23 protein-coding genes are annotated in these 23,980 nt (G+C 64.6%); 11 read left to right on the top strand and 12 right to left on the bottom strand.

All coding sequences use genetic code 11. The annotated features are described in order from the left end of the window. Nucleotides 1-48: 48 nt before the first annotated feature. On the top strand, nt 49-534 hold the full coding sequence (locus tag ACTNAU_RS11285; protein ID WP_185915296.1) for a YbaK/EbsC family protein: 486 nt from the start codon (nt 49-51) through the stop codon (nt 532-534). Between the two features lie 70 nt (nt 535-604). Here the strand turns inward: ACTNAU_RS11285 and ACTNAU_RS11280 are convergent, their stop codons facing one another. Together ACTNAU_RS11280 and ACTNAU_RS11275 are read right to left on the bottom strand one after the other, a co-directional pair. Then, nucleotides 605-1,228 carry a DUF47 domain-containing protein gene (locus ACTNAU_RS11280; protein WP_441098482.1) on the bottom strand — a complete coding sequence of 208 codons (624 nt, stop codon included), beginning with the start codon at nt 1,226-1,228 and terminating at the stop codon, nt 605-607. Nucleotides 1,229-1,266: 38 nt separating this feature from the next. After that, nucleotides 1,267-2,319, bottom strand: coding sequence for an anion permease (locus ACTNAU_RS11275; RefSeq protein WP_441098481.1), 1,053 nt, complete (start codon nt 2,317-2,319; stop codon nt 1,267-1,269). Between the two features lie 365 nt (nt 2,320-2,684). Here ACTNAU_RS11275 and ACTNAU_RS11270 point away from each other — a divergent pair, with 365 nt between their 5' ends. Then, complete coding sequence (locus tag ACTNAU_RS11270; protein WP_441098480.1) at nt 2,685-3,323, top strand: hypothetical protein; 639 nt, start codon at nt 2,685-2,687, stop codon at nt 3,321-3,323. A gap of 64 nt (nt 3,324-3,387) precedes the next feature. Here ACTNAU_RS11270 and pyk read toward each other — a convergent pair whose 3' ends face one another. Then, entirely contained in the window at nt 3,388-5,157 is a 1,770-nt protein-coding gene (gene pyk, locus ACTNAU_RS11265; RefSeq protein WP_441098479.1) for a pyruvate kinase, read from the bottom strand. A gap of 311 nt (nt 5,158-5,468) precedes the next feature. Between pyk and ACTNAU_RS11260 the strand changes: the two genes are divergently transcribed. The 8 genes from ACTNAU_RS11260 to ACTNAU_RS11225 all read left to right on the top strand — a co-directional run bounded on the left by ACTNAU_RS11260 (nt 5,469) and on the right by ACTNAU_RS11225 (nt 14,283). Next, a complete protein-coding gene (locus ACTNAU_RS11260; protein WP_216401145.1) occupies nt 5,469-6,233 on the top strand; it encodes a YczE/YyaS/YitT family protein in 765 nt (254 codons plus the stop codon). A 335-nt stretch (nt 6,234-6,568) separates the two neighbouring features. Then, the gene (locus ACTNAU_RS11255) at nt 6,569-7,156 is read left to right on the top strand and encodes a TetR/AcrR family transcriptional regulator (protein ID WP_441098478.1); all 588 of its coding nucleotides are present in this window, start codon (nt 6,569-6,571) and stop codon (nt 7,154-7,156) included. Nucleotides 7,157-7,356: 200 nt separating this feature from the next. Then, complete coding sequence (locus tag ACTNAU_RS11250; RefSeq protein WP_441098477.1) at nt 7,357-8,028, top strand: hypothetical protein; 672 nt, start codon at nt 7,357-7,359, stop codon at nt 8,026-8,028. 1,466 nt (nt 8,029-9,494) lie between these two features. Then, nucleotides 9,495-10,667, top strand: a complete 1,173-nt coding sequence (locus tag ACTNAU_RS11245; RefSeq protein ID WP_185915288.1) for a phosphopentomutase — start codon at nt 9,495-9,497, stop codon at nt 10,665-10,667. 83 nt (nt 10,668-10,750) lie between these two features. Next, the gene (locus ACTNAU_RS11240) at nt 10,751-11,425 is read left to right on the top strand and encodes a YczE/YyaS/YitT family protein (RefSeq protein ID WP_185915287.1); all 675 of its coding nucleotides are present in this window, start codon (nt 10,751-10,753) and stop codon (nt 11,423-11,425) included. A 258-nt stretch (nt 11,426-11,683) separates the two neighbouring features. Further along, complete coding sequence (locus tag ACTNAU_RS11235) at nt 11,684-12,517, top strand: HAD family hydrolase (RefSeq protein WP_441098476.1); 834 nt, start codon at nt 11,684-11,686, stop codon at nt 12,515-12,517. A 942-nt stretch (nt 12,518-13,459) separates the two neighbouring features. Then, the gene (locus ACTNAU_RS11230) at nt 13,460-13,939 is read left to right on the top strand and encodes a DUF6530 family protein (RefSeq protein WP_021658939.1); all 480 of its coding nucleotides are present in this window, start codon (nt 13,460-13,462) and stop codon (nt 13,937-13,939) included. Beyond that, nucleotides 13,939-14,283, top strand: a complete 345-nt coding sequence (locus tag ACTNAU_RS11225) for a GIY-YIG nuclease family protein (protein ID WP_441098475.1) — start codon at nt 13,939-13,941, stop codon at nt 14,281-14,283. The genes ACTNAU_RS11230 and ACTNAU_RS11225 overlap by 1 nt, the downstream gene beginning before the upstream one ends. A 77-nt stretch (nt 14,284-14,360) precedes the next feature. On the opposite strand, the gene ACTNAU_RS11220 is transcribed toward ACTNAU_RS11225, so the two are convergent. After that, nucleotides 14,361-14,918 (bottom strand): NUDIX hydrolase, encoded by a 558-nt coding sequence (locus ACTNAU_RS11220; protein WP_441098474.1) that lies wholly within the window; start codon nt 14,916-14,918, stop codon nt 14,361-14,363. Further along, nucleotides 14,915-16,012, bottom strand: coding sequence for an A/G-specific adenine glycosylase (gene mutY / locus ACTNAU_RS11215; protein WP_441098473.1), 1,098 nt, complete (start codon nt 16,010-16,012; stop codon nt 14,915-14,917). The genes ACTNAU_RS11220 and mutY overlap by 4 nt, the downstream gene beginning before the upstream one ends. Before the next feature lie 121 nt (nt 16,013-16,133). Here mutY and ACTNAU_RS11210 point away from each other — a divergent pair, with 121 nt between their 5' ends. Beyond that, nucleotides 16,134-16,490, top strand: a complete 357-nt coding sequence (locus ACTNAU_RS11210) for a hypothetical protein (protein WP_185915281.1) — start codon at nt 16,134-16,136, stop codon at nt 16,488-16,490. A 90-nt stretch (nt 16,491-16,580) separates the two neighbouring features. Here ACTNAU_RS11210 and ACTNAU_RS11205 read toward each other — a convergent pair whose 3' ends face one another. The 7 genes from ACTNAU_RS11205 to ACTNAU_RS11175 form a co-directional block, all read right to left on the bottom strand. After that, nucleotides 16,581-17,192, bottom strand: a complete 612-nt coding sequence (locus tag ACTNAU_RS11205; protein ID WP_441098486.1) for a hypothetical protein — start codon at nt 17,190-17,192, stop codon at nt 16,581-16,583. 268 nt (nt 17,193-17,460) lie between these two features. Continuing rightward, complete coding sequence (locus tag ACTNAU_RS11200) at nt 17,461-17,970, bottom strand: prepilin-type N-terminal cleavage/methylation domain-containing protein (RefSeq protein ID WP_185915279.1); 510 nt, start codon at nt 17,968-17,970, stop codon at nt 17,461-17,463. A 631-nt stretch (nt 17,971-18,601) separates the two neighbouring features. Next, the gene (locus ACTNAU_RS11195) at nt 18,602-19,354 is read right to left on the bottom strand and encodes a TraX family protein (protein ID WP_441098472.1); all 753 of its coding nucleotides are present in this window, start codon (nt 19,352-19,354) and stop codon (nt 18,602-18,604) included. An 86-nt stretch (nt 19,355-19,440) separates the two neighbouring features. Continuing rightward, nucleotides 19,441-19,920: a COG2426 family protein gene (locus ACTNAU_RS11190; RefSeq protein ID WP_021658946.1), complete on the bottom strand. Its 480-nt coding sequence runs from the start codon at nt 19,918-19,920 to the stop codon at nt 19,441-19,443. Nucleotides 19,921-20,002: 82 nt separating this feature from the next. Continuing rightward, nucleotides 20,003-21,403 carry a 23S rRNA (uracil(1939)-C(5))-methyltransferase RlmD gene (gene rlmD / locus ACTNAU_RS11185; RefSeq protein ID WP_441098471.1) on the bottom strand — a complete coding sequence of 467 codons (1,401 nt, stop codon included), beginning with the start codon at nt 21,401-21,403 and terminating at the stop codon, nt 20,003-20,005. An 89-nt stretch (nt 21,404-21,492) separates the two neighbouring features. Further along, the gene (locus ACTNAU_RS11180) at nt 21,493-22,659 is read right to left on the bottom strand and encodes an alkaline phosphatase family protein (RefSeq protein ID WP_441098470.1); all 1,167 of its coding nucleotides are present in this window, start codon (nt 22,657-22,659) and stop codon (nt 21,493-21,495) included. A gap of 378 nt (nt 22,660-23,037) precedes the next feature. After that, nucleotides 23,038-23,931: a LysR family transcriptional regulator gene (locus ACTNAU_RS11175; protein WP_441098469.1), complete on the bottom strand. Its 894-nt coding sequence runs from the start codon at nt 23,929-23,931 to the stop codon at nt 23,038-23,040. Nucleotides 23,932-23,980: the final 49 nt, after the last annotated feature.

Genomic DNA, 23,980 nt, shown 5'->3' with positions numbered 1-23,980 from the left:
CGGCCCGGCCGCCCGAGAAGAGAAGAAGAGAAGAGGAGTTGTTGCGAGATGGCTATTGAGGCAGTGCGAGCATACCTGACCGCCCTGGGGCGGGAGGGGGAGATTTTGGAGTTCCCGGTTTCCAGCGCCACGGTGGAGCTGGCGGCCAAGGCGGTGGGCACCATTCCGGCGCGGATCGCCAAGACCCTGTCCTTTGTCTGGGGGGAGAGCGCCCTCCTCATCGTCGCGGCGGGGGACGCCAAGGTGGACAACCGCCGCTTTAAGGACACCTTTGGCTGCAAGGCCAAGATGCTCGCCCCCGACGCGGTGGAGGAGTTGACCGGCCACGCGGTGGGCGGGGTCTGCCCCTTCGCCCTGGCGCGGGAGGACATCCTGGTCTGCCTGGACGAGTCCCTGCGGCGCTTCGAGACGGTCTTTCCCGCCTGCGGCAGCAGCAATTCGGCCATCGAACTGGGGTGCGACGACCTCTTTTCGCTGGCCAAAGCGGAAAAGTGGGTGGATGTCTGCAAGGGCTGGCGGCCCGAAGAGGGCTGACGGAGACGAAAAGGACAAAAGGGCCCCGGCGCATTTGGCGCCGGGGCCCTTTTTTGGCCGTGGGGGCAAGTCAGCTGTTTTTCATGACCACCGTCTCGACGATGTCCGCCACGTGTTCGCAGGCGTCGCAGCAGCTCTCCATCTGGTCGTAGAGCGCGCTCCAGGCCAGCAGGGCGGCCGGTTCGGCCGCCTGGGTGTAGAGCGAGCGCACCGCCTGGGTGTAGAGCTGGTCGCCCTCCCCCTCCAACTCGTTGACGGCGACGATCTTTTGGTAGAGGGTGGGGGACTTGCGGAAGTGCCGGAACTCCTCCATGGCCTCTTCCAGGGCCTGGCAGCAGCGGCCGATGAGCTCGCCGAAGCGCACCGCCTGGGGGAGGACGGCGGAGATGTTGTACATGTAGGCGCGCAGGGCGACCTCTTCGATGTTGTCGGTGACGTTGTCGATCTCCTGCGCCAGGGCGGTGATGTCCTCCCGCTCGATGGGGGTGATGAACTCGTGGAGGAGTTTCTCCATCATCTCGTGCTTGACCAAGTCGGCCCGGTGCTCCACCTGGTGGAGCGAGGCCAGCTGGTCCTGCAGCGCGTCGGGGTCAAAGTCGGCGAGGATGGCCTGCAGCAGCCCGGCGGCCTCGGTGCAGTGGGCCACCTGGTGGCAGAGCAGTTCAAAGTAGTCGTTTTCTCTCTTGTGGGCCATGGAAAGTCCCTCCTTTTTGGTTGCGCGCGGCGGCGCGGTTAGAAGATCCAGATAAAGAGCTTGGCCATCAGGTAGCCGATGAGGCCGCAGCCGGGGAAGGTGAGCACCCAGGTGAGGAGCATCTCCTTGACGACCCCCCAGTTGACCGAGGAGAGCCGCTTGGCGGCCCCCACCCCCATGATGGCGGTGGTCTTGGTGTGGGTGGTGCTCACCGGCACCCCGGTCAGGGAGGAGACGAGCAGGCAGCCCGCGCCGGCCAGGTCGGCAGCAAAGCCCTGGTATTTTTCCAGCTTGACCATGTCCATCCCCACGGCCTTGATGATCCGCATCCCGCCGATGGAGGTGCCCAGCGCCATCACCAGGGAGCAGAGGACCATCATCCAGAGGGGGATCTGAAAGCTCTGCGCGTCCCCCTGGCCGCCGGCCAAAAAGATGCCCAGCATGAAGATGCCCATGAACTTCTGCCCGTCCTGCGCGCCGTGCATAAAGGCCATGGCGGCCCCGCCGCCGATTTGGGCCCAGCGAAAGGGCCCCAGGGTCTTCTGGCGGTCGGCGCGGCGGAAGAGAAGCTCGATGGCCTTGGTGCACAGCCACCCCAGGGCAAAGCCCAGCAGGGTGGAGAGGACCAGCCCGTAGAGGACCTTGACCCACTCGCCGCCGTTGATCCCCGACAGCCCGCCGTGTAGGGCGATGGCCGCTCCCGAGAGCCCGGCGATGAGGGCGTGGCTCTCGCTGGTGGGGATGCCGAAGGCCCAGGCCGCCGTCGCCCAGGTGACGATGGCAAAGAGGGCGGCGCAGAGGGCGATGAGGGCCTGGTGGGGGTCGCCGCCAAAGTCCACCATCTTGTAGATGGTCTGGGCCACGGTGGCGTTGAGGGCGGTCATCACCAGCACCCCCAAAAAGTTGAAGGCGGCCGCCATCCAGATGGCGTGGCGGGGTTTGATGGAGCGGGTGGAGACGCAGGTGGCGATGGCGTTGGGGGCGTCGGTCCAGCCGTTGACCAGAATGACCCCCAGGGTGAGCAGGACGGTGATGAGCAGGGGCGGACTGGTGACGAGCTGCTGCAAAAAGGCGGAGAGGGAGACGGTCATAAAAAGGGCCTCCTTTGGCGGATCATCGAAATCGGGTTTTCTCTTTTTTGGGGGAAAACCGGCCGTTGAGATGGCACCATCAATATAGCATCGGCCCACAGGGGCGGCAATCGGAATGTAAAAAACAGGAGATGTTTGTGTAAAATCGACAAGGGGGTGTGCACAGGGTCGGGTTTTCTTTGACAACATCCATCAGCTTTGAGGATGGGACGATAACGGGGACTTTACACAGACCTTACAAAAGGGTAAAAAATGGTGTCAAAAGGGTTAAAATCGGCCCGCCGTCCGGGACAGGAAAGGGGGGATCCGGTATACTGAAATTGGAAAGGATGACGGACCCGACGACTTTGCAAGGAGGGACGACAATGAGACACTTGAGAGCGATGGGCGGGGTGCTGTTGGCGGCCGCCCTTCTCCTGGCGGGGTGCGAACCGCCCCCTTCCGGCACGCCGGAGGGAGAGGCCCTGCGCGCCAAGGTGTTCCCCGAGAAAGTCAGCGCCGAGTGGGTGGAGGCCACCTACTTGGCGCCCTACGGCCGGATGCTCTGCGGCCTGCAGGGGGACTGGACCTCGCCCGAGCAGTTGGAGGCGGACGAGGTGCTCGCCTGGAGCTTTTACTACCCCCAGTACCCCGACGCCGGCCGGGAGCCGGAAGGGGAGAAGTACGGCGAGGGGCTCTACGGCCAGGAGCCCTACGGCTACCTCTTTTCCCAGGAGGAGGTGGAGGCCTATACTGCCCAGCGCTTTGGGATGACGGCGGAGCAGACGAGGGCGGCGTTTTCCTACCTGCCGGCAAGAGGGGCCTATGCCATCCTCCCCTACGACAAGACCGAGCAGTATGTGACCGCCCTGGACCGCTTCGACATCCGGGGGGACACCATCGACATCGAGTTCTCCATTTTTAAGAGCCAGGACGGCACGCCCCAGGGCAAAAAGAGGTTGACGGCCCGGGTCGCGGAGGACGGCGGTTTTCGGTATCTCTCCTGCGTGGAAATCGGCGGCTAGACGAAAAGAGAGCGGGCTGTCTTGCCATAAGACAGCCCGCTCCCTTTTATTGGCGGATGGCCGGTCACTCCTCCCGGTTGAGGGAGCTCTCCAGGGTGCTGGAGGAGACGATGCCCTTGGTGGCGTCCAGCTTGACGGTGGTGCCGCTCTTGAGGGTCTCGGTGCAGCCCGCGGCGTCGATGAGGACGGGGATGTCCAGCGCCGAGCCGACGATGCCGGTGTAGCAGTCGTCGAACTTCTCCTCGGTGATGATGCCGGAGGCCATCTTCAGCAGGTGGAGGATTTTGGGGGAGGTCTCGGGGATGACCAGGATGTCGTCCTGTTTGAACTTCTGCAGGGCCTCGTCCTCGTCCTTGCAGACGCAGAGGTTGCCCACCACCTTGCCGTCGCTGATGCCCTTGCCGGAGATCAGCACGTCGCCCACGATGTGCACCTTGAGCAGGTTGGTGGTGCCCGACTGGCGCAGCGGGGTGCCGGCGGTGATGACCACCAGGTCGCCGTCGCGCACAAGCCCGGCGCCCTTGGCGGCCTCCACCGCCAGCTCAAAGAGGTCGTCCAGGTCGTCGCACTCGGGCAGCAGCAGGGGGGTGACCCCCCAGGAGAGGTTCATCTGCCGGCAGACGGTGCCGGTGACCGAGCAGCCGATCACCGGGATGGAGGAGCGGTACTTGCTGACCATCCGGGCGGTGGTGCCGGAGTTGGTGACCACGATGATGGCCTTGGCCTCCAAATCGTAGGCCGAGGTGCAGGCCGCGTGGGAGATGGCGTCGGTGATGTTGAGCTTGTCGGAGATGGCCCGGGCGCGGAAGCGGTTGTCGTAGCGGATGTCCTCCTCCGCCCGGCAGGCGATGCGGGCCATGGTCTTGACCGCCTCCACCGGGTAGTGGCCGGCGGCGGTCTCCCCCGAGAGCATGATGGCGCTGGTGCCGTCGTAAATGGCGTTGGCCACGTCGGTGGCCTCGGCGCGGGTGGGGCGGGGGTTTTGCATCATCGAGTCGAGCATCTGGGTGGCGGTGATGACCTGTTTGCCCGCGTTGTAGCACTTTTTGATGAGCATCTTTTGGATGACCGGGATCTCCTCCAGGGGGATCTCGACCCCCATGTCGCCCCGGGCCACCATGATGCCGTCGGACACCCGCAGGATGTCGTCGATGTTGGCGACCCCCTCGGCATTCTCGATCTTGGAGATGATCTTGATGCTCTTGCAGCGGTGTTTGTCCAGCAGCTTGCGGATTTGCAGCACGTCGTCGGCCGAGCGGACAAAGGAGGCGGCGATGAAGTCGAACCCGGCGCGGATGCCGAACTCGATGTCGTCGGCGTCCTGTTCAGACATATAGGGCATGCGCAGACTGACGCCGGGGAGGTTGATGCCCTTGTGGTCGCCCACCGGGCCGTCGTTCTGCACGGCGCAGGCGATGTCGGTGGCGTCGGTGGAGAGGACCCGCAGCTCCACCTTGCCGTCGTCGACGAGGACGGTGTCGCCCGGCTTTAGATCCCCCGGCAGCCCCTGGTAGGTGACCGAGACGATGTTCTCGTCCCCCTCCACCTCCCGGGTGGTGAGGACGAAGTTCTGCCCCTTTTTCAAATTGACCGGCCCGGATTTGAAGCACTTGGTGCGCACCTCGGGGCCGCGGGTGTCCAGCATGGTGGCGATGGGCAGGTTGAGCAGCTCCCGCAGGGCCACCAGCTTTTCGAGCCGCTTGGCGTGCTCCTCGTGGCTGCCGTGGGAGAAGTTGACCCGGGCCACGTCCATCCCGGCCTTGATCATATTTTCCAATACGCCCTCCCGGTCAGTGGCCGGGCCCAGGGTGCAGATGATTTTTGTCTTTCTCAAAGTGCATCGCTCCTATCTCTCTGGTGATGGTGGCAATCTGCTTGTTATTATAGTACCCCGCAAACAAAAAGGAAAGCGCTTTCTTTTTTGTTTTTGGAGGTGGAGGGCAGGGAAGAGGGAAAAACGATTTGACAAAAGAGCGCTTTTTGCAAGGGGAAAGGGAAGCCGCTTTTTTCGGGGACGCGGGGAGAAAAAAGTGCCGTCCCAGACCGTTTGCCGGGCAATTTTTGTTGACTTGTGAAACCTTCACTGCTATTATGAGGAATAACGGCCTGTGATGAGAACTGGGATTTTTGGAGGGGTAAAACAAGATGTGGCTCAAACAGCTTTACAATGACAAACTGGGGAATATGACCGTCAAACAGGTGCTGGTCAAGACGATTTTGATGTTTATCGCGGCGGCGGTCTCGGCCTTCGGCGTGGGGCTGTTTATCTGCAGCGGCCTGGGCAGCGACCCCATCTCCGTCTGGCTGGACGGGCTGGACCACACCTTCCACTTCGGCATCGGCATGGCCTCGACCATCAACAACAACGTCACCCTGGTGGTGGCCATCCTCTTTGCCTTCAAGTACATCAACGTGGGGACGGTCATCAACTCCATCTTCTTCTCGGTTGCCCTGGGCCTCTACGAGCCCTTTATGCGCAGCTTTGTCGCCGAGCACAACAACCTCTGGGTGCGCAGCGCCTACATCGCCCTGGGCCTTGTCTTCATGATCCTGGGGCTGGCGCTGGTGGTCTCCCTCCGCTTTGGGTTCGGCAACACCGACTCCATCCTCTTTCGCATCATGGACAAGCACCCGACCTTTCAGTACCGCTTTATGAAGATCGCCCTGGACGGCTGCTACATCATCGCCGGATTCCTGATGGGCGGGGTGGTCAGCGTGGGCACCATCATCGCCTTTGTCCTCACCGGCCCTGGGATCAGCGCCTGTGTGCCGGTCATCGACAAGCTCATCCTCACCCCGCTGGGGGTCGGCGACCACCACAACCGCGAGATGAACAAGCGCCACAAGGAGGCCGAGGTCATCGAGGTGCCGGTGGAAGAGGCGGCGGAAATTTTGAAGAGCGAAGACTAGAAGCGATCCCTCTCGGGCGAACCGGGAGGGATTTTTTGTCGCCGCGCAGCGGGCGGCCGCTTGCGCCGGACCCCGGTTGGGAGGGGTGGCGCGAACTTGAAAAGCGGGGCGGAGTGAAGGGGAGGGGTGTCCCTCCGGCCGTCTCGCGGTGGGGGGAGGGCCCTCTCCCAGCAGCTGTGGCCCCCATTCGCCGCCTGCTGCCGGCGCAGCGGATGGAGGGGGCTGTCGCGCGGCTGCGCGCCGACGCGTTTGGAGGCAGCGCCGGCCGGAATGGGGAGGCGACGGCGAAAAGAGAGGGGGGCAGCCCCTTGACAAAGGGGGAGCAGTTCTCTATAATGAACATTGTTCATATTGGAGGTGGTGAAGTGCATCCGGCGGTGACTTCCAGAGAGGCCATTTTGGCTGTCAGCAGAGAATCGATCATGAAAAAGGGCTGGACGGCCCTCAACATTCGCTCGGTGGCCGCCGCCTGCGGCATATCTGTCGGCTCGGTCTACAACTACTTTGGCTCCAAGTCCGGTCTGGTGGCCGCGACCGTTGAGAGCATCTGGGGCGATATTTTCCGGCTTCCAAAACAGGGGGAGGGCTTTGATGGCTTTTTGTCCTGCATCCGCTGGATCTACGGGCGGATCGTCTGGGGCAACCAGACCTATCCCGGCTTTTTCGCGCTGCACGCCATGCATTTTTTGGGGGAGGAAAAGGCCGAGGCCAAGCAGCTGATGGCCCAGACCTGGCGGCACATGCAGGAGCACCTGAAGGCAGTTTTGGAGGGCGATAGACAGGTGCGCCCCGACGCCTTTGACGAGACCTTCACCCGCGACCAGTTCGTGGAGCTGGTTTTCTCCATGATCCTGGCGGCCCTGCTGCGGGAGAGCGACGGGCAGGCGGCCGCGCTGGAAGTGATCAGACGGGCCATTTACTGACGCAAAAGTTCCCCGGTACAGCGGGGATTTTTTGAGGGCCAACATGAACGGTGTTCACAATGAGGGCAGGCGGCATTTGAGGGGGAAGACCCCGCCGCCGGTCTCCGCCGGGGCTGTGCAGGGGAGCGCGCCCTTTTGACGCTGTTTGAGAGCGAACTGCTCTTGAAATAGAATTTTTAAAGCCGAAAGGAAGAGGTATTTTGCAGGCAATTGTTGAGACGATTTTTGATGTGGTGTATCTGACCCTGGTCGTGACTGTGGGAATCGCCATGGCAATCAAGAGCGGGGGAGAGAAGCAGTACCGACTGTTTGGCGTCATGGCCATTGTGCTGGGGGCGGGGGATTCATTTCACCTTGTGCCCCGCATGATTGCCCTCTGCACCGCGGGGCTCGACCAATTTACCGCGGCCCTGGGGGTCGGGAAATGGGTGACCTCCATCACCATGACCGTCTTTTACGTCCTTCTCTACTACGTCTGGCGCAACCGCTACCGCATTGTGGGAAGAAGGGGAACGACGGCCGCCGTCTACCTCCTGGCCGGGGCGCGGATCGCCCTCTGCCTGTTCCCGCAAAACGGGTGGCTGAGCGCCTCGGCCCCCCTGTCCTGGGGGATCTACCGCAATATCCCCTTCGCAGCGCTGGGTCTCCTCGTCATCGCGCTGTTTTATTGCAGCGCAAAAGAGGCGGGGGACAGGGCGTTTCGCTGGATGTGGCTGACCATCGTCTTGAGCTTTGGCTTTTACATTCCGGTGGTTTTGTGGGCCGATGCCGTGCCCGCCATCGGGATGTTGATGATCCCCAAGACCTGCGCCTACGTGTGGACCGTCCTCATCGGCTACCGGGCCATGAAAGAGGAACGGCAGACCGACTGACAAGGGGTCCCCGCTGCGCGCCGGCTTTTTGAAGGGCCCCTTCGCCTGGATCGGCGTGCGGAGGGGAGCGGCGGCGAGGGGATGGAGGGGCCGGAACCCGCTGTTTTTCACAGCGTGGCCCTGCTGCAGCCACTGCTCCCCCCCTCTTTGGACCCCGGGCGCGATGGCCGGGGGGGAAGCCGCCGCGGGCTTCCAAGGCACTGGAATTTCTGCTGCGCCCCGCACACCGGGTGCATACCTGGGCGGGCGGCGGGCCTCTGTACAAGTCCCCCTTTGGCGGCCCCTAGTGGGCCGCCTTTTCCCGCTCGCCGCTGGACAGGGGGCCGATAAAACGAGTTCTATCCCCTGGTCGGGGAGGACTGCCGAGGCAATCGCCATGCCCGGCGGGGAGGGAGAGCCCGCTGTAGCTGCCGGTTCCCCTTTTTCGGGGCCCTGCGCTGCGGCGGACGCGGGGGGTCCCATTTGCGGGCCGTGGGGCGCTGGCAATCCAGTTGTCCCCCGCGCACCGGTGCACATTGGGACGGGCGGCACTCCTCTCCGCCCTCCCTTTTTGGCGGCCTTTGGTGGGCCTCCTTTTTCCTGTTCGACGCTGGATGGGGTGGTTGCAGAAACGCGGGTTGTCCCCTGGTGGGGAGGTGGGTCGACTGTGCGCGCTCCAGCGGGGGAGGGGGAAAGCAGCGCATTTCAGCGCGGGGAAGATGCGCCTGTCGCGCAGGGAGAGGGCATCTGCTGTGCCCGGCAGGGAGAGGGGTTGCCCGCCGTGCACGGCGGAGGAGAGGCGCGCCCGGTTTGCCCAACAGGGGGGAGGGGGACCGTTGCACACAGCAGGGAGAAGAGGCATTCGCGTGCTGTGCACGGAGAGGGAGAGGGGTTGCCCGCCGTGCACGGCAGTGGAGAGACGCGCCCGGTTTGCCAACAGGGGGGAGGGGGCCGTTGCACACGGTAGGGAGAAGAGGCATCCGCGTGCTGTGCCCGGCAGGGAGAGGGGGTGCCCGCCGTGCACGGCGGAGGAGAAGCGCGCCCGGTTTGCCAACAGGGGGGAGGGGGCCGTTGCACACGGTAGGGAGAAGAGGTATCCGCGTGCTGTGCCCGGCAGGGAGAGGAGGTGCCCGCCGCTTCCGGCGGGGGGAGCGGCGGATGAATGGGAGGAGAGAGGCCGATCGGGCCCGACGGGGTGCGGAGAGAAGGACATCCGCCGCACTGGGCGGGGAGAGAGACAGTTGCGCCTGGCAGAGGGAGGGGGCCCTGCCGCGACCGGCAAGGGGGAAAAGGGGGCGGGGAGAAATCGCCAACAAAAAGAGAGTGATTTTGTGTATTTTGTAAAAGCGTTTTCTTAAAGGGGATGAACAAACTCGAAATTCTTTGAAGAAAGAGGGCAACTTTTGCAATATGCCTTGTTTTGGCAGCTTTGCCGTGCTAAAATGAAACCATCATCCAAATCTTTTGGCAAAGGAGAAATAAGCGATATGGCAAAAAGAGCATTTTTGATCGTGCTGGACAGCTTCGGCATCGGCGAGGAGCCGGATGCTGACAAATTCGGCGATGTCGGCGCCAACACCCTGGGCTCCATCTCCAAGTCCCCCAACTTCAACACCCCCAACCTGAAAAAATTGGGGATGTTCAATATCGAGGGTGTCACCTGCGGCGAGAAGGAGGCCGCCCCTGTGGGCAGCTTTGCCCGCCTGCGCGAGCGCTCCAACGGCAAGGACACCACCATCGGCCACTGGGAGATCGCCGGCGTGACCTCCGCCGACCCCCTGCCCACCTACCCCGACGGCTTCCCCCGCGAGGTGCTGGACCCGTTTGAGGAGCAGACCGGCCGCAAGGTCGTCTGCAACAAGCCCTACTCGGGCACCCAGGTGCTGGACGACTACGGCGAGCACCACATGAAGACCGGCGACCTGATCGTCTACACCTCTGCCGACAGCGTGTTCCAGGTGGCCGCCCACGAGGACATCGTCCCGGTGGAGGAGCTCTACCGCTACTGCGAGATCGCCCGGAACATCCTCAAGGGCAAACACGCCGTGGGCCGGGTCATCGCCCGCCCCTTTGTCGGGGAGCCGGGGGCCTTTAAGCGCACCTCCCGCCGCCACGACTTCTCCATCAAGCCCCCCCGCAAGACCGTCCTCGACTACATCAAGGACAGCGGCAAGGAGTGCATCTCCATCGGCAAGATCTTCGACATCTTCGCCGAGCAGGGGCTGACCGAGTCCAACCGCACCGTCAGCAACGACGACGGCATGGACAAACTGATGCAGATGCAGGGCCGCGACTTTGACGGCCTGTGCTTCCTGAACCTGGTGGACTTCGACATGGCCTACGGCCACCGCCGCAACGTGGACGCCTACGCCCAGGCGGCCACCGATTTTGACGGCCAGATTGCCGCGTTCATGGAGGGGATGCGCCCGGACGACCTGCTGATCATCACCGCCGACCACGGCTGTGACCCGGCCTACACCAAGCACACCGACCACACCCGCGAGTACGTGCCCATGCTGGCCTACGGCCCCTCTGTGAAGGCGGGCGTCGACCTGGGCACCCGCTACGGCTTCTGCGACATTGCCGCCACCGTCGCCGAGTACCTGGGCGTCAAGGCCGATGTCGAGGGCAACAGCTTCCTGTCCGAGATCAGCAAATAGGCAAAAACACCACCTGAGTTATAAACTCCTCTGCGGTGTCTCACACTGCAGGGGAGTTTTTGCAGGCGGGGGGAGGAAAAAACGTGAGTGATAAAGTCAAGGGGTACCTGCGGCGGACGCTGGTCATGCTCCCGGCGGTGCCGCTGATGGCGCTGGGGATCTCCCTTTGCGTCTTTGGCAACCTGGGCAGCGACCCCTTTACCGCCTTTCAGCAGGGGATCGGCAACCTGACCGGCCTCAAGGTGGGGGACGTGTCGATGATCTGCAACGTCTCCATCGTCGTGGCCTTCATCTTCATCGACCGCAAGATGGTCAATGTGGGCTCTGTCATCTTTGCCTTCTGCACCGGGCCCTGCATCAACTTTTTCAACGGGGTCATCCGCTCGATCGCGGGGGTCGAGTTTGCCGCCGGCTGGGTGGCCTATCTCTACCCGGTCATCGGCAACCTGCTCATCACCCTGGCCCTGGCCTACTACCTGCCCATCGATTTGGGCATTCAGGCGCTGGACATGCTCTCCCTCACGGTGGGGGAGCGGATGCTCAAAAAGACCTACGGTGTCGGCCTCTACATCGTCTACGCCGTCATGTTTGCCCTGGCGCTTTTGATGAAGGCGCCCTGGGGCTTTGGCACCCTGGTGAGCATCCTCCTGGTGGGCAAGGGGGTCGACATCCTCAAGCCGCGGCTGACCCCCATGGTCTACAAGCTGGCGGGGATGGGTCCCCCCCAGGTCTACGCGGTGGAGGAAGAGGAGCAGTAGCCCTTTTCAGCCGGATTTTACCACCAGATGGGGCGGTGGGAGCGACTTTGCTCCCACCGCCCCTTTTTGCGCCCACCGCCCCGGAATGGCGGGGGCGGGGAAATGGGACATCACGGCCGCTTTGCAGCCATGATGCCGGGGATGGCCGGGCAGATGCGCAAACGCCGTTTGCCTCCTGCCCGACGACCAATATCGCTGCACGCGTTGCGCGCTTGTGATATAATGGACGGAGAGAACGAGAGTGTGGAGGGAAACGAGATGGGCATACGACTGATCGTCACCGATTTGGACGGTACCCTGTTGGGGGATGACCACAAGGGGGTCTCCCGCCGGGACAGGGAGGCGCTGGCGCTGGCCCGGGACAGGGGGGCGGTGGTGGCCATTGCCAGCGGGCGCACCTGGCAGGCCCTGGCCGACGCAGCGGAGCAGATCGCCGTGGCCCAGTACGCCATCCTCTCCAACGGGGCGGCCCTGCGGCGGGCGGACACCGGCGAAGTGGAGCCGGTGCGGGAGATCCTGCCCGGCTGCTGGGAGCCGGTGGTGCAGCTGCTCTGGCGGCGGGGCGGGGTGTTTGAGCTCTACGCTGGGGGCCGCAGCTACATAGAGGAGGGCGACTTTCTGCGGCTGGGGGAGTGCGGCCTCTCGCCCGGCTTTTTGGAGAACCTGCGCTCCTACAACACCCCCTCCCAAGGGGTGTGGCAGCAGCTGCGGGGGCGGCCGATCGAGAAGATCAACGGCCTCTACCTGCCGGAGGGGGCCCAAGAGGAGGTACAGGCGGCCATCTCCCAGACCGCGGGGCTGGTGCGCACCTCCTCCGTCCCCGGCAGTTTGGAGCTCAATGCCGCCGGCTGCAACAAGGGGGTGGCTTTGCAGGCCCTCTGCGCTGAGCTGGGCATCGCCCCGGAGGAGACCATGGCCTTTGGCGACGCCGACAACGACCTGGAGATGCTCCGCTTTGCCCACTGGTCCTTTGCCATGGAAAACGGCTCTGCCGAGGCCAAAGAGGCGGCCCGGTACCGCACCGCCTCCAACGCCGAGAGCGGCGTTTCCCAGGCAATATTGCGGCACCTGGACGAAATCGGCGCCCACTAGGGCAGCCGAAAGGGAGGGAGCACCGTCTTTTCAGGTGGACCTCCACTCTGCTCTGGCCAGGGGGCAACTGGGCGGGAAGGGAGAGCATAGAAGGGGAAGGTGCGGTCGGCCACGGCGGCGGACGGGCTGTCCCCTGCGCGACCCGCGGGTGTTGCAACCCCCCGACCAGCTGGCGGTTCTGCTGCTGGCGCGGGCGGTGACCGAGAGAGGGGATGGAGGCGCTCACCTCCGCGCTCCTCGGGGGGCCCTCCACCGCCGACTACGCCTTTTTGCAGGAGATGTGCCAGAGGCCCAACGAGGAGGGCGAGCTGGAGAGGGGGGCACCTGCCCCCGCTGCGGCAAGACCCTCTGCGTTTCCCCACTTTGGGAAGAAAATTGAGAGACAGGCGGCTCCCCCGAGGAGCTGCCTGTTTTTTTTGTGTAGAAGGATCCTTCAGTTGTGCCGGGGTGTTCAGAAAAGCGTCAGCGATCGGAAGAGCATGGAAATCCCTTTTGACACAGTGAAAGCGCGGCCTGCCAATCGCGCCAAAGGAGGGATAGAAGAAGGGAGAAGAATGTTAGCGCGTACCAGTTGGAACTGCAACTATCCCATCCTCTTTGCAGCGAAAACAGGGCGGAAATCGGAGCTGTGAAGCGGGGAGAGGGTTGCAGTGCCGGGGGCAGAGTGGTATCCCGATGACATACATGCGCTCGCAAATCGACGCAGAGAGGAGCAGATGGCAGGCCGGGCGACGGTGTGGGAATGGGTGGGCCCAGGGTCCGTGGCAGGCGGTACCCGCGCCGTGAGGCGTGGGGGGCAACGCCGGGCTTGGCCCCCAGATGTGGGGCCACCGGCCCTGCCGACAGTGGGCCCTTGACAGGGAGGAGGAAAAGGGGTACACTGAATTTACTAAATTAGTAATTTAGTAAATTACTAAAGATAGGCGAGCAGGAGGCGACGAGATGAAGATCCCAACCAATCTCAAACACAAACCGGTCATCGTGACCGAAAACTACGAAAATATCGACGGCCGCCGCGCCTACGAGACCGACGCGAAGGGCCTCTCCCTGGGGCTGGCCCAGTGGAACGACCGGGGCCGGGTGGACATCTCGGCCAAGGTCTGGCGCTACACCGGGGAGAAGTGGTCCCGCCAGTCGGAGGAGCTGCCCCTGCACCGGGTGTTGGATCTGGCCATCCTGGTCTGCCGCTCCCAGCAGTACTTCCGCGACGCCTACCGCTACCCCAAGCTGTACGACGAGCAGGACCCCTCGGTGGACCAGGTGGGGTTGCAGGGCGACGCCATGCGGATCTCGGTCTGCACCGACAACGCCTGCATCGACGAGGACATCCGCCTCTTTCAGGACGCCCTCGCCAAGGACGATGAGATGTTGGGCGAGCGGTTTGCCGTTCTCGCCCGCATCCTCAAGGAGATGGGATACTGATGGAAAAGGAGCGCAAAAGAGAGCTGATCCGCGGCTACAAGGAGCGGCCGCTGCGGGGGCTGGCCTACGCCATTGAGAACCAAAAGAGGGGGCGGCGGCTGATCCTCGCCGAGACCGACCCCCAGGGGGCCCGCAACCGCTTTGCCTTTTTTCAGATGACGGGGGACTGTCCCCGCAGCGAACTGGCGGCCGACTGGCGCGCCGACGGCCCCCAGGCATTTGCCCTGGTGGAGCTGGAGGAGATCGAAAAGAAGCCGGAGCAGGAGCCGGCGGCCTTTCGGGAGGACCTGAAGGCCCTGGGTGAACTCTGGCGGGAGCGGGAGAGGCCCGAGACCCTCTACTAAAAGGCTTGCCCCTCAAAAACCGCCCGCCCCACCCCAGCCGTTTTGTCGGTTGGGGTGGGGCGGGCGGTTTGGTCTGTTCAGCCGTAGAGGCGCAGCTTGTCGATGAGTTTTTGGTAGACCGGGTGCATCTCCCTCTCGGTGGAGTAGGTGAGCATCTGGTCGATGGGCACCCACTGCACCCCGCTGTTTTCGTCGGGCTTGACGGCCAGGGGCTGGCGCTCGTCCGCCTCCAACAGATAGGTAAAGTTGAGGTGCTGGTGGCTGCTGACATAGCGGCCCCGCTTGACGTGCCCCCAGACCGGCAGGATGTCCAGGGTGTAGATGCCGGGGTAGAGGGGGCGGGTCTGGGCGCCGGTCTCCTCTTGCGCCTCGCGGATGGCCACGGCCAGCAGATCGTCGTCCCCGTCCGCGTGTCCGCCGGTCCAGGCCCAGGAGTCGTAGAGGTTGTGGTAGCACAGCAGGGTCTTGGTCCGCTCCCGGTTGACGATGAAGGAGGAGGCGGTGAAGTGGGCGAACTCGTTGTCGCGGGTCAGCAGGTTGTCAAAGCAGCGCAGGTAGGAGAGGATGACCTCCCGGTCCTTCTCCTCCTGCGGGCAGGTGGGGGTATAGTGGTCGAGCTGTTCGGTGAATTTCAAAGCAATTCCTCCAGTAAATCGGTATAGGCCCGCAGGGCGCCGGGCAGGGAGTAGGTCTGGCGCACCTCTTTCAGCGAGGCAAAGCGGCAGCCGTCGGGCGGGGGGAAGGGGGGGCAGTAGAGGGCGACCCCCTCCATCCGCCACTCCACGTGGGTGAAGATGTGCTTGGCCTGACCGAGCCGGCGGGCCCGCCCGGCGGGGATCCCCCGCTCGGCCAGGGCCTGGCCCCGCTGGGCGGCGGTGAGGTGCCCGTCCAGCAGCAAAAACTCCCACAGACCGGCCAGGAGGCCGCTGTCCGGCCGCTTGTGGAGGAGGACGCCCTGGGGGGTGATGGCCAGCACCACCGTCTTCTTTTCGACCCGGCGGGCCTTTTTGGCCGCCTTGTTGGGCAGGCGGTGGCGGGTCTCCCGGGCCAGGGCCTGGCAGCGCTCCCGCAGGGGGCAGGAGGCGCAGAGGGGCAGGGCGTTGGGCAGGCAGACGGTGGCCCCCAGATCCATGATCGCCTGGTTGAAGTCGCCCGGGCGGTCGCTGGGGACGGCCTGCGCCGCCAGGTCGAAGAGGGCCTTTTTCACCGCCGGGGCGGCGATGTCCCCCTCGGCGCTGAGGAGGCGGGCAAAGACCCGGTGGACGTTCCCGTCCACCGCGGGGACGGGAAGGCCGAAGGCGATGGAGGCGATGGCCCCCGCCGTGTAGGGGCCGATCCCCGGCAGCTCCAGCAGCGCCCGGTAGTCGCCGGGCAGCTGGCCGCCGTGCTGTTGCATGCAGACCTTTGCGCAGGACTGCAGGTTGCGCGCCCGGCTGTAATAGCCCAGCCCCTCCCACAGCTTGAGGAGCAGTTCCGGGTCGGCCGCGGCCAGGGAGGGGATGTCGGGCAGCGCCTCGAGGAAGCGGTGAAAGTAGGGGAGGACCGCCGCCACCCGCGTCTGCTGCAACATGATTTCCGAAATCCAGACCCGGTAGGGAGTGGGTTCCAGCCGCCAGGGCAGGGGCCGCCGGTTCTGGTCGTACCAGTCGAGGAGGGGGGCGGCTGCGCCCTGCAGCAGGGCGAGGCAGTCGCCGTCGGGCAGGGGGGAGAGAAGGGGCTGCAGATCCATAGGGCGGTTTCCTTTCTGGGGCGGGGCCCCGGGGCTTTTCTGTCTCGGCACCCTCTGTGCAAGTCGGGCATAGCATGAGGGTGTCAATACAGGGGCGAATTGCCCGACAGGAGGAATTGCTGTGAGCATGATTTTAAAGACCACGCTGGGCCCGGTGGAGCCCGACCCCAAGAACCCGTGCCAGCACGCGTCGGTGTGCGGCTGCGTGCCCGCGCCGGTGGCGGTGCAGAAACTGCACGTCACCATCGACGTCGAGGGCCTTTGCGGAAACGACTACTTCGTCTTTTTGCAGGTGCGCGACCCGGAGCGGGAGCACGAGTACATCGTCAGCCAGACCTACTACAACCCGGTCCCGCCGGCTGCCTGTGGCTGCACCACAACCATTCCGCTGGACATCCTGGTGCCGCTGGTAGACTGCCAGCAGGCGTCGGAGTCGGTGGTCGACGTGGTCATTCAGTACGCGGGCTGGGGCTTCTAAAGGGAAGGGACCTCCCTCTTTGAAAAGAGGGGGCGCCTGTCTGCCGCCACGAGCAGGGCGACAGGGGCGCCCCCTTTTTTGCCTATGCGGCTACGAGATGGAAAAGCGCAGCATGCGGATGACGTTTTTGGGGTGCACCTCAAAGAGGGTGTCCGCCCCGACCAGCCCCCGCTCGCCGCAGTCGGAGAGGAGGACCTGCCGCCCATTCGCCCCCTCGGCGTAGCCGCTGACGGTCACCCAGTGCCAGTTGTCGTCCTTGAGTTCGGGCGCGCGGTGGTGGAGGATGAGCAGCGCCAGCGGGTCGCCCTGGTCGATGCTCTCTTTGACAAAGGAGAAGCCGTCGCCGGCCGAGGCCATCTTTCCGCAGCCGACGGGTCGGGCGTGCCGCCCCCGCTCCCGGCAGTAGAGGGCGAAGTCCCGCGCAAAGCGGCCGGCAAAGGGGTAGCCGTGGATGCCGGGGGTCATGTAGCGGTACATCTCCTCCATGCAGGTGAGGTAGGCGGGGTAGGAAAAGTCCCCCGGGCGGCCGGGGTAGAGGGGGGCCAGATGGCCGCTGCGGGCGGCGTAGTAGGCGGCCAGGTTGGCGCCGGTGACGCTGCCGCACCCGGCGCGCCGCTGCCACTCCCGCGAAAACCACTCCTGGTTGCCGCCGTAGCCAATGACTTCGCCGTCCTTTACGACGGCGGGAAAATCCAGTTCCACTGTGGACAAATGCGCTTCCTCCTCTCCCTCTTTTATCCGGGGGTGTTTGTCGGCCCGGCGGGCGCCGGGCAGTTGGAAATCAAGGGCTGTCTTGAGCCGTTCAGCTTTGGCGCGGCCGTTGCCCGCAAAGGGGCAGACGACCGCGCAGAGCGCCTATCGAAGGGACGCTACCCCCTTATCCTATCACGGCGGAAAAGAGAATACAAGGGCGGAAAAAAGAGAGCACAGCCCAAAGGCTGCGCTCCCTTTTTTGAAAGACTGGCGGGGATCACGCCTCCTCCCTCGTCAGAGAGCTGCCCGAGGCGTCCTCGTGATAGTGGAGGGCGGGGAGGGGGTTGTTGCTCCCCTTCAAGTAGTAAAAGATGTCGAGGGAATAGACGGTGCCGTCTTGGTTGTACTGGCCCCACACCCAAAAGTCTTTTAGGGTCAGGTCCTCGCCCAAATACTCTTTCAAATGGCTGACAAAGTAGTCCTGCAGGGCCCCGGGAGGAGAGACCAGCGTCCCCTCGCCATTGACCACGTCCACGGTGCGGTCTTTGATGTCGGCAGGGGTGAACTTGTCGCTGGCATAGGCCTCGACAGCGGTGGAGACGACTGCTTTGCGCACCAGATTCATCCGGCTCTCGGCCTCGGCCCAGCGGGACTTGTCGATCCACTTGACCATGGAGGGGATGAGCAGGGCCGCCAGGATGGCGAGGATGACCAGCACCACGATCACTTCGACCAGAGTGAACCCCTTTTGCGCGCGCTTTCTGCGCAGGAGCTGTTGCACCTTCATCTGCGATTCCTCCAACCTGTTTTTGCGGGGACGGGGGCAACGTTTTCCCCTGTACACCGCTATTTATCCCATTATAGCACGCCCCGGCGCGACTGAAAAGAGAAAAGCCGACTTTTTTTGGGTGGAGTTTGTCCGGGGAAAGGGGGACGGAAAGCACTTGTTGGTCCGGCCGCATGGGACCGGTGAGAGACTGGCTGCGGAAGGGGAGACAGTTCCGGCCGACGAGGTGGTAGGAGTGGAGGCCTTGCGGGAAAGGGGGGGAAAAGCACTCGATGGCCCGGCCGCATGGGGACGGTGGGAGACTGGCTGTGAAAGGGGGGACAGCTTCGGCCGACGAGGCGGGAGGAGTTGGAAGCGTTGGCGGGAAAGGAGGGAAAAGCACTTGTTGGTCCGGCTGCATGGAGCCGGTGAGAGACTGGCTGCGAAAGGGGAGGCAGTTCCGGCCGACGAGGTGGTAGGGGTGGGGGCCTTGCGGGAAAGGGGGACGGAGAGCACTTGTTGGCCCGGCTGCGCAGAGCTGGGGAAAAGACGCCCTGGCAGGGACAGCCTGTGCGGCTGCTGTGCTCCCCGGGACGGAGGGCCTTCCTTTTTACCCTGTGGTGGGGGAAAGGGGAACACTGGCGGACTTTTTTCAGAGGGCGACGGCCCCGGCGATCAGGCGGCCGGCCCCCCAGAGGAGCAGCAGGTGCAGGGGGTAAAACCAGTAAAAAAACCACTTGGGCCCCTGCCCCTTTTCGCCGCTGTAAAGGGAGATGGGGAGAAGGGAGAAGAGGGCCGGGATCTCCGAGGTACCCAGGGAGAGCAGGGCGGCGGACCCCATTGCCGCCCGCGCCGCCGGCTGCCGCCGGGTCAGGTAGAAGAGGGCCACCAGCAGCACCCCCATGGCCCCGTAGTCGGCAGAGAGCCTGGCGGCCGCCAGGCAGCAGAGGCCCACCCCCAGCACCTGGAGCAGCGCTCGCCCCTCCAGCCAGACCAGCAGTTGCAGGGACAACACCCCAAAAAAGAGGGTGAAGTAGACGTTTTGGCAGTCCGGCGAAAAGGGGGTCAGGGCGAAGGCCAGGTCAAAGGGGATCTCCGACAGGAGGGCGAAGGTCAGCAGTTGCAGGGCGTAGCGCCGTCGGTCGCGGGTGTGGCAAAACCCCTCTGCCAGCAAAAAGCAGAAGAGGGGGAAGGCCAGCCGCCCGACGGCACGCAGCGCCATGTCCGCCAGGAGCAGGGGCTCGTACCAGCCGGGGAGACCCCCGCCGCCCTTGTAGAGCCCGTAGAGGGGGAGGAGGAAGACCGGCTCCAGGATGGCCGCCCCGATGTGGTCGACAAGCATGGTGCAGACGGCGAGCCACTTGAGGCCAAAGCCCGAGAGGGCGGTACGGCGGGGTGGGTGCATCTGCTCTCCCTCCTTTTTGCAGTTTGACGGACAGGAGGGCCGCCCCCGGCCGATCGGCTGACGGGAGCGGCCCTCTGTGTGGCTTGTTAGGCGGCGAGGAAGCCGAAGGCCCCCAGCAGCCCGGCGCTGGCCAGCCCCATGATGACGCCGGCCAGCAGCACCCCGCCCATGACGGCGAGGACGCTGGATTTGAAGTCGAAGTCCAGCAGGCTGGCGGCCAGGGTGCCGGTCCAGGCGCCGGTGCCGGGCAGGGGGATCCCCACGAAGAGGAGCAGGGCCACGAAGAGGCCGCGGCCGGCCTTGGCCTGCAGCTTCTGGCCGCCCCGCTCCCCCTTGCGCAAAAACCAGGCGAACAGTTTGCCGATCACTGGCTTGGTGGAGCCCCACTCCAACACCTTGCGGGCGAAGAGGTAGATGAAGGGCACCGGGAGCATGTTGCCGATGATGCAGACGATGTAGGAGGGGAGGAGGGGCAGCCCCATCACCTGGGAGTAGGGGATGGCGCCCCGCAGCTCCACCACCGGGACCATGGAAATCAAAAAGATGAGCAGATACTTCTTCAGCATTGAGAGAGATCCTCCTAAATTGATCAGTGCTGGGCCGGGGTCGGCCCGAGGGGGGAGCCGGCACTCCGCGCCGGCGATTCCCTTACCGCTCCAGCAGGCAGATGCACTCCAGGTGCGCCGTCTGGGGGAACATGTCCACCGGCTGGATGCGGCTCACCCGGTAGCCGGCGCGGCAGAGGGCGTCCACGTCCCGCTGCTGGGTCTCGGGGTTGCAGGAGATGTAGACGATCTTGGAGGGGGCGATGGCGGCCAGCGCCTCCAAAAAGTCGGGGGTGCTGCCGGCGCGGGCGGGGTCCATAAAGACCACGTCGGCCCGCTGCCCATCCTCCGCCATCTGCACCAGGTACTCCCCGGCGTCGGCGGCGACGAAGCGGGCGTTTTTGACCCCGTTTTTGCGGGCGTTGCCGATGGCGTCGCGCACTGCGTCCCGGTTGCGCTCAATGCCCAGCACCTGCTTTGCCCGCCCGGCCGCGAGCAGCCCGATGGTGCCGATGCCGCAGTAGGCGTCCACCACCGACTCGCTGCCGGTGAGACCGGCCATCTCCACCGCCGCGGTGTAGAGCCGCTCGGTCTGGCGGGGGTTGACCTGGAAGAAGGAGCGGGGGGAGATGCGAAAGCGCATCCCGCAGAGGGCGTCCTCGATAAAGCCCGGGCCGTAGAGCACTTTTTCGTACTCCCCGAGCACGGCGCTGGTCTCCCGGTTGTTGACGTTGAGGACCACCGTCTTGATTTCCGGGTGGCGCTCCCGCAGGGCGCGGACAAAGCCCCCCTGCCCGGGAAAGAGGGTGTAGGCCGCCACCAGCACCACCATCGCCTCGCCGGTCTGCTGTCCCACCCGCACCAGGATGTGGCGCAGGAAGCCCTCGCCGGTATCCTCGTCGAAGGGGGCGATTTTAAAGGGCTTCATCAGCTCCCGCACGGTGGCGATGATCCGGTCGGCCAGGGGGTGGTGGAGCAGGCAGTGCTTGACCGGCACCAGCCGGTGGCTGTGCTCCTGATAGATGCCGGTGACCGGCCGGCCGCCCCGGTCCCTGCCGGCGGCCAGATGGGCCTTGCAGCGGTAGCCCAGCGGGTCGGGCGCGGGGAGGATGGGCGCCACCGGCCCAAAGCGGCCCAGCAGCGCCTCGGCCCGGGAACCCTTTTCGGCCAGCTGCCCCTCGTACTGCAGTTGCAGCAGCTGGCAGCCGCCGCAGCGGTCGGCGTAGGGGCAGGGGGGCTTTTGCCGCAGGGGGGCGGCCTTTTTCAGGGCGCGCACCTCGCCGGTGTACTCGCCGAAGCGGCGGGAAAGGGCCACCTCGGCCACCTCCCCCGGGAGGAGACCGGCGACGGTGATCTCCCGCCCGCGGCAGAGGCAGAGCCCCCGGCCCCGGCTGTCCAGCCGGGTACAGGTGAGGACCTGGGTGGGCAGCTCTTGGCGGCCCTCCTTTGCGGGGGCGGGCTTTCCCTTTTGCAGGGGATTTGGTCGCCCTTTTGGGTGGGGCACAGGCCCTTTGCGGCGGGCTTGTCCGCCTTTTTTCGGGATGGGTTTTGGCATGGATAGGCTCCTTTTTTTACGGTTGTGGGGAGGGCGGGCTAGGGCATTTCGCAGAGGATGAGGGGGATGACCATCTCCGGGGCGGTGAGGCCGGCGTGGTGGCCGAAGTAGAGGTGGCCCTTGCCCGGCGCGTTGGGGGTGCGGTATTTGAGGTAGCGGTCCCCCACGGCGCAGGCCACAAAGTCGCCCACAAAATCCAGCGATTTGGGGTGGGGCGCGCCCGGCCCAAAGAGCTGGCGGGCAAAGGCCTCCTCCCGGGTGAGGAGGAGAAAATCCGCCCCCAGGTGCTTTTGGAAGAGGGCGGGGAAGTCGGCCTTTCGGTCGGGGCGGACAAAGAGGGAGGCGGCCCGGGCGTCCATCGAGGGGGGGAGGAGCAGGCATTCGGCCAGCTCCTCGATCTCGTTGAGGTAGACCGGCTGGGGCTCCACATTCCGCAGGCCGTGGTCGGCCGAGACGATGAGGAGGGTGTCCTCCAACTGGGCGCACATGGCCTCGACCTGGGCGCTGAAGCGGCGGACCATCTCCTTGACGCCGTCGGTGTAGCAGCCCTGTTTGTGCATGGTGGAGTCGGGCTCGAACCAGTAGGCGTAGACGAAGTTTTGCTGGCCGTTTTGGCAGATCTCGGCGATGGTGTCGCAGTAGGTCTGCACGTCGTCGGCGTGCACCAGGGTGTGGGGACCCTCCCGGAAGGGGATGAAGGAGGGCTGCAGGTTGTAGGTGTGCACCCCGCTGCCGGCCTCGGCGATCCGCTCGTAGATGGTCTTGTAGGAGAGGAAGCGGTCGTTTGCCCGGCCGCCGGCGATCTCCTCCCCGGAGAAGCTGTCCTGGTTGGGGAAGATGTCGATGCAGCGGCAGTACTCCTTGAAATAGAGCGACCAGCCGAGGCTGCCGTGTTCCAGCGGGGAGAGGCCGGAGTTGTAGGTGGTGGTGGCCGCCGCGGTGGTGGAGGGATAGACCGAGGTCAGCTCCCGGCACAGGTGGCGGCGAAAGAAGTCGTCGGGGGCCAAGTTGTGTTCGAGCATGTCGACCCCCAGGCCGTCAAAAATCATAAAGACCACGTTGCGGGGGCCGTTTTGCAGGGCCCGGTCCAGTTCGGGCAGGGTGGCGTGGGTGTCCTGCACCCCGTAGTGGCGCAGGACGGAGGAGATGGCCCCCAACAGGCTGTTGGGGTAGTCGGGAAAGACGATGGCTTCTTTGGTCTGCATGGACGCAGTCCTCCTTTCCCCTGGGCGCAGCGGCCCGGGACAAACCGCTCCTTTTCGCCATGGGATGCGGGGCGCGAGGGCGAAAGGGAGCGCCGTTTGATTGTTCGACGGATACACATTTTCCATTTTACCACAAACGGCGAAAAAAGGGCAGAAAAAAGAAAAGCCCGCTCAATTTGGGGTTTAGCGGTTGGAGACCAATCCCCTCGCCGCCGGCAGCGGTGCGCAGGAAAAGGGGAGATCGCCCCGGTTGGGCCGCCTCTTCGAGCGCCCGGCGGTGCTGTTTTGCGTGCGGGTCGGAGGCGGGGCAAGGGGCAAGCGGCAGGAGAGGGGGTAAAGGCGAGGGGGAGGATAATGGGAGAGAAAAGGGAAGGGCCTTTACAGGCCCGGCGAGTCGAGGGCGAGGCAATTTTGGACGGTGTCCAGCAGGAGTTGGAGGGGCTTGGTGAGGTACTGGTTTTGGTGAAACATGGCAAACATCTGGTTTTCCATCGCCGCGGCGCGCAGTTCGATTTCTTGGAGCCGCCCGGCCGACACCGGTTCCGAGAGGAGGTTTTCCGGGAGGACCGCGACGCCGAGCCCCGCCTCCGCCGCCTTCACCAGGGCGAGGGAGTTGACGCTCTCCCAGGTGGGCTCTGCCGCGAGGCTTTCCGCCGCCAGGAGGCGGTCAAAGGTGTCGCGGATGGCGCTTCCCCGCTCCCGCAGGAGCAGCGGGTACCGGCAGAGCTGCGGCAGGGAGAGGGGCTGTCGGGGGAGGGAGAGACGGGGGGAACAGGCGGCTTTCAGCCGGTAGGAGCCCAGGGGGATGATGGCGAACCCCTCTCTGGGGGCCGGGCCTTCCCAGAAGGCGATGTCGGCATCCCCGTGGCGCAAAACGTCGATGACGGCGTCCGCACTCACCACCCTGGCGGAGACCTTTAGGTGGGGGTATGTCCCTAAAAACCGCTCCAGGATGGCGGGGAGCAGAGAGGTGGCGATGGTGATGCTGGAGACGATGTGGAGGGGGGTATCCTCCTCCAGATGGGCCATTCGCCTGTCCAGGTTCCGGCAGGCGATCAGGATGCCCCGCGATTCCTCTAAGAGAGAGCGGCCGCAGGGGGTGATGGACACCCCTTTGGGCAGGCGGTCAAAAAGGGCCGTTCCCGCCTGCGCCTCCAACTCCGCCACGGCGTGTGAAACGGCCGACTGGGTGATGAACAGCTTTTTGGCGGCCCCCGTAAAGGAGCCGGTCTCTGCGACTGCCTCGACGATTTCCAGGTGGCGAAGGTTCATGATCTCCCTCCCTACACATGAGTAAAAACGATTGAATGCACAAAATTAT

The organism is Bittarella sp. HCP28S3_D9 (assembly GCF_052065655.1).
Classification (GTDB): domain Bacteria; phylum Bacillota; class Clostridia; order Oscillospirales; family Ruminococcaceae; genus Bittarella; species Bittarella massiliensis.
Note: the sequence above shows the minus strand (reverse complement) of the source record. Positions and strands in the feature narration are given on the sequence as shown.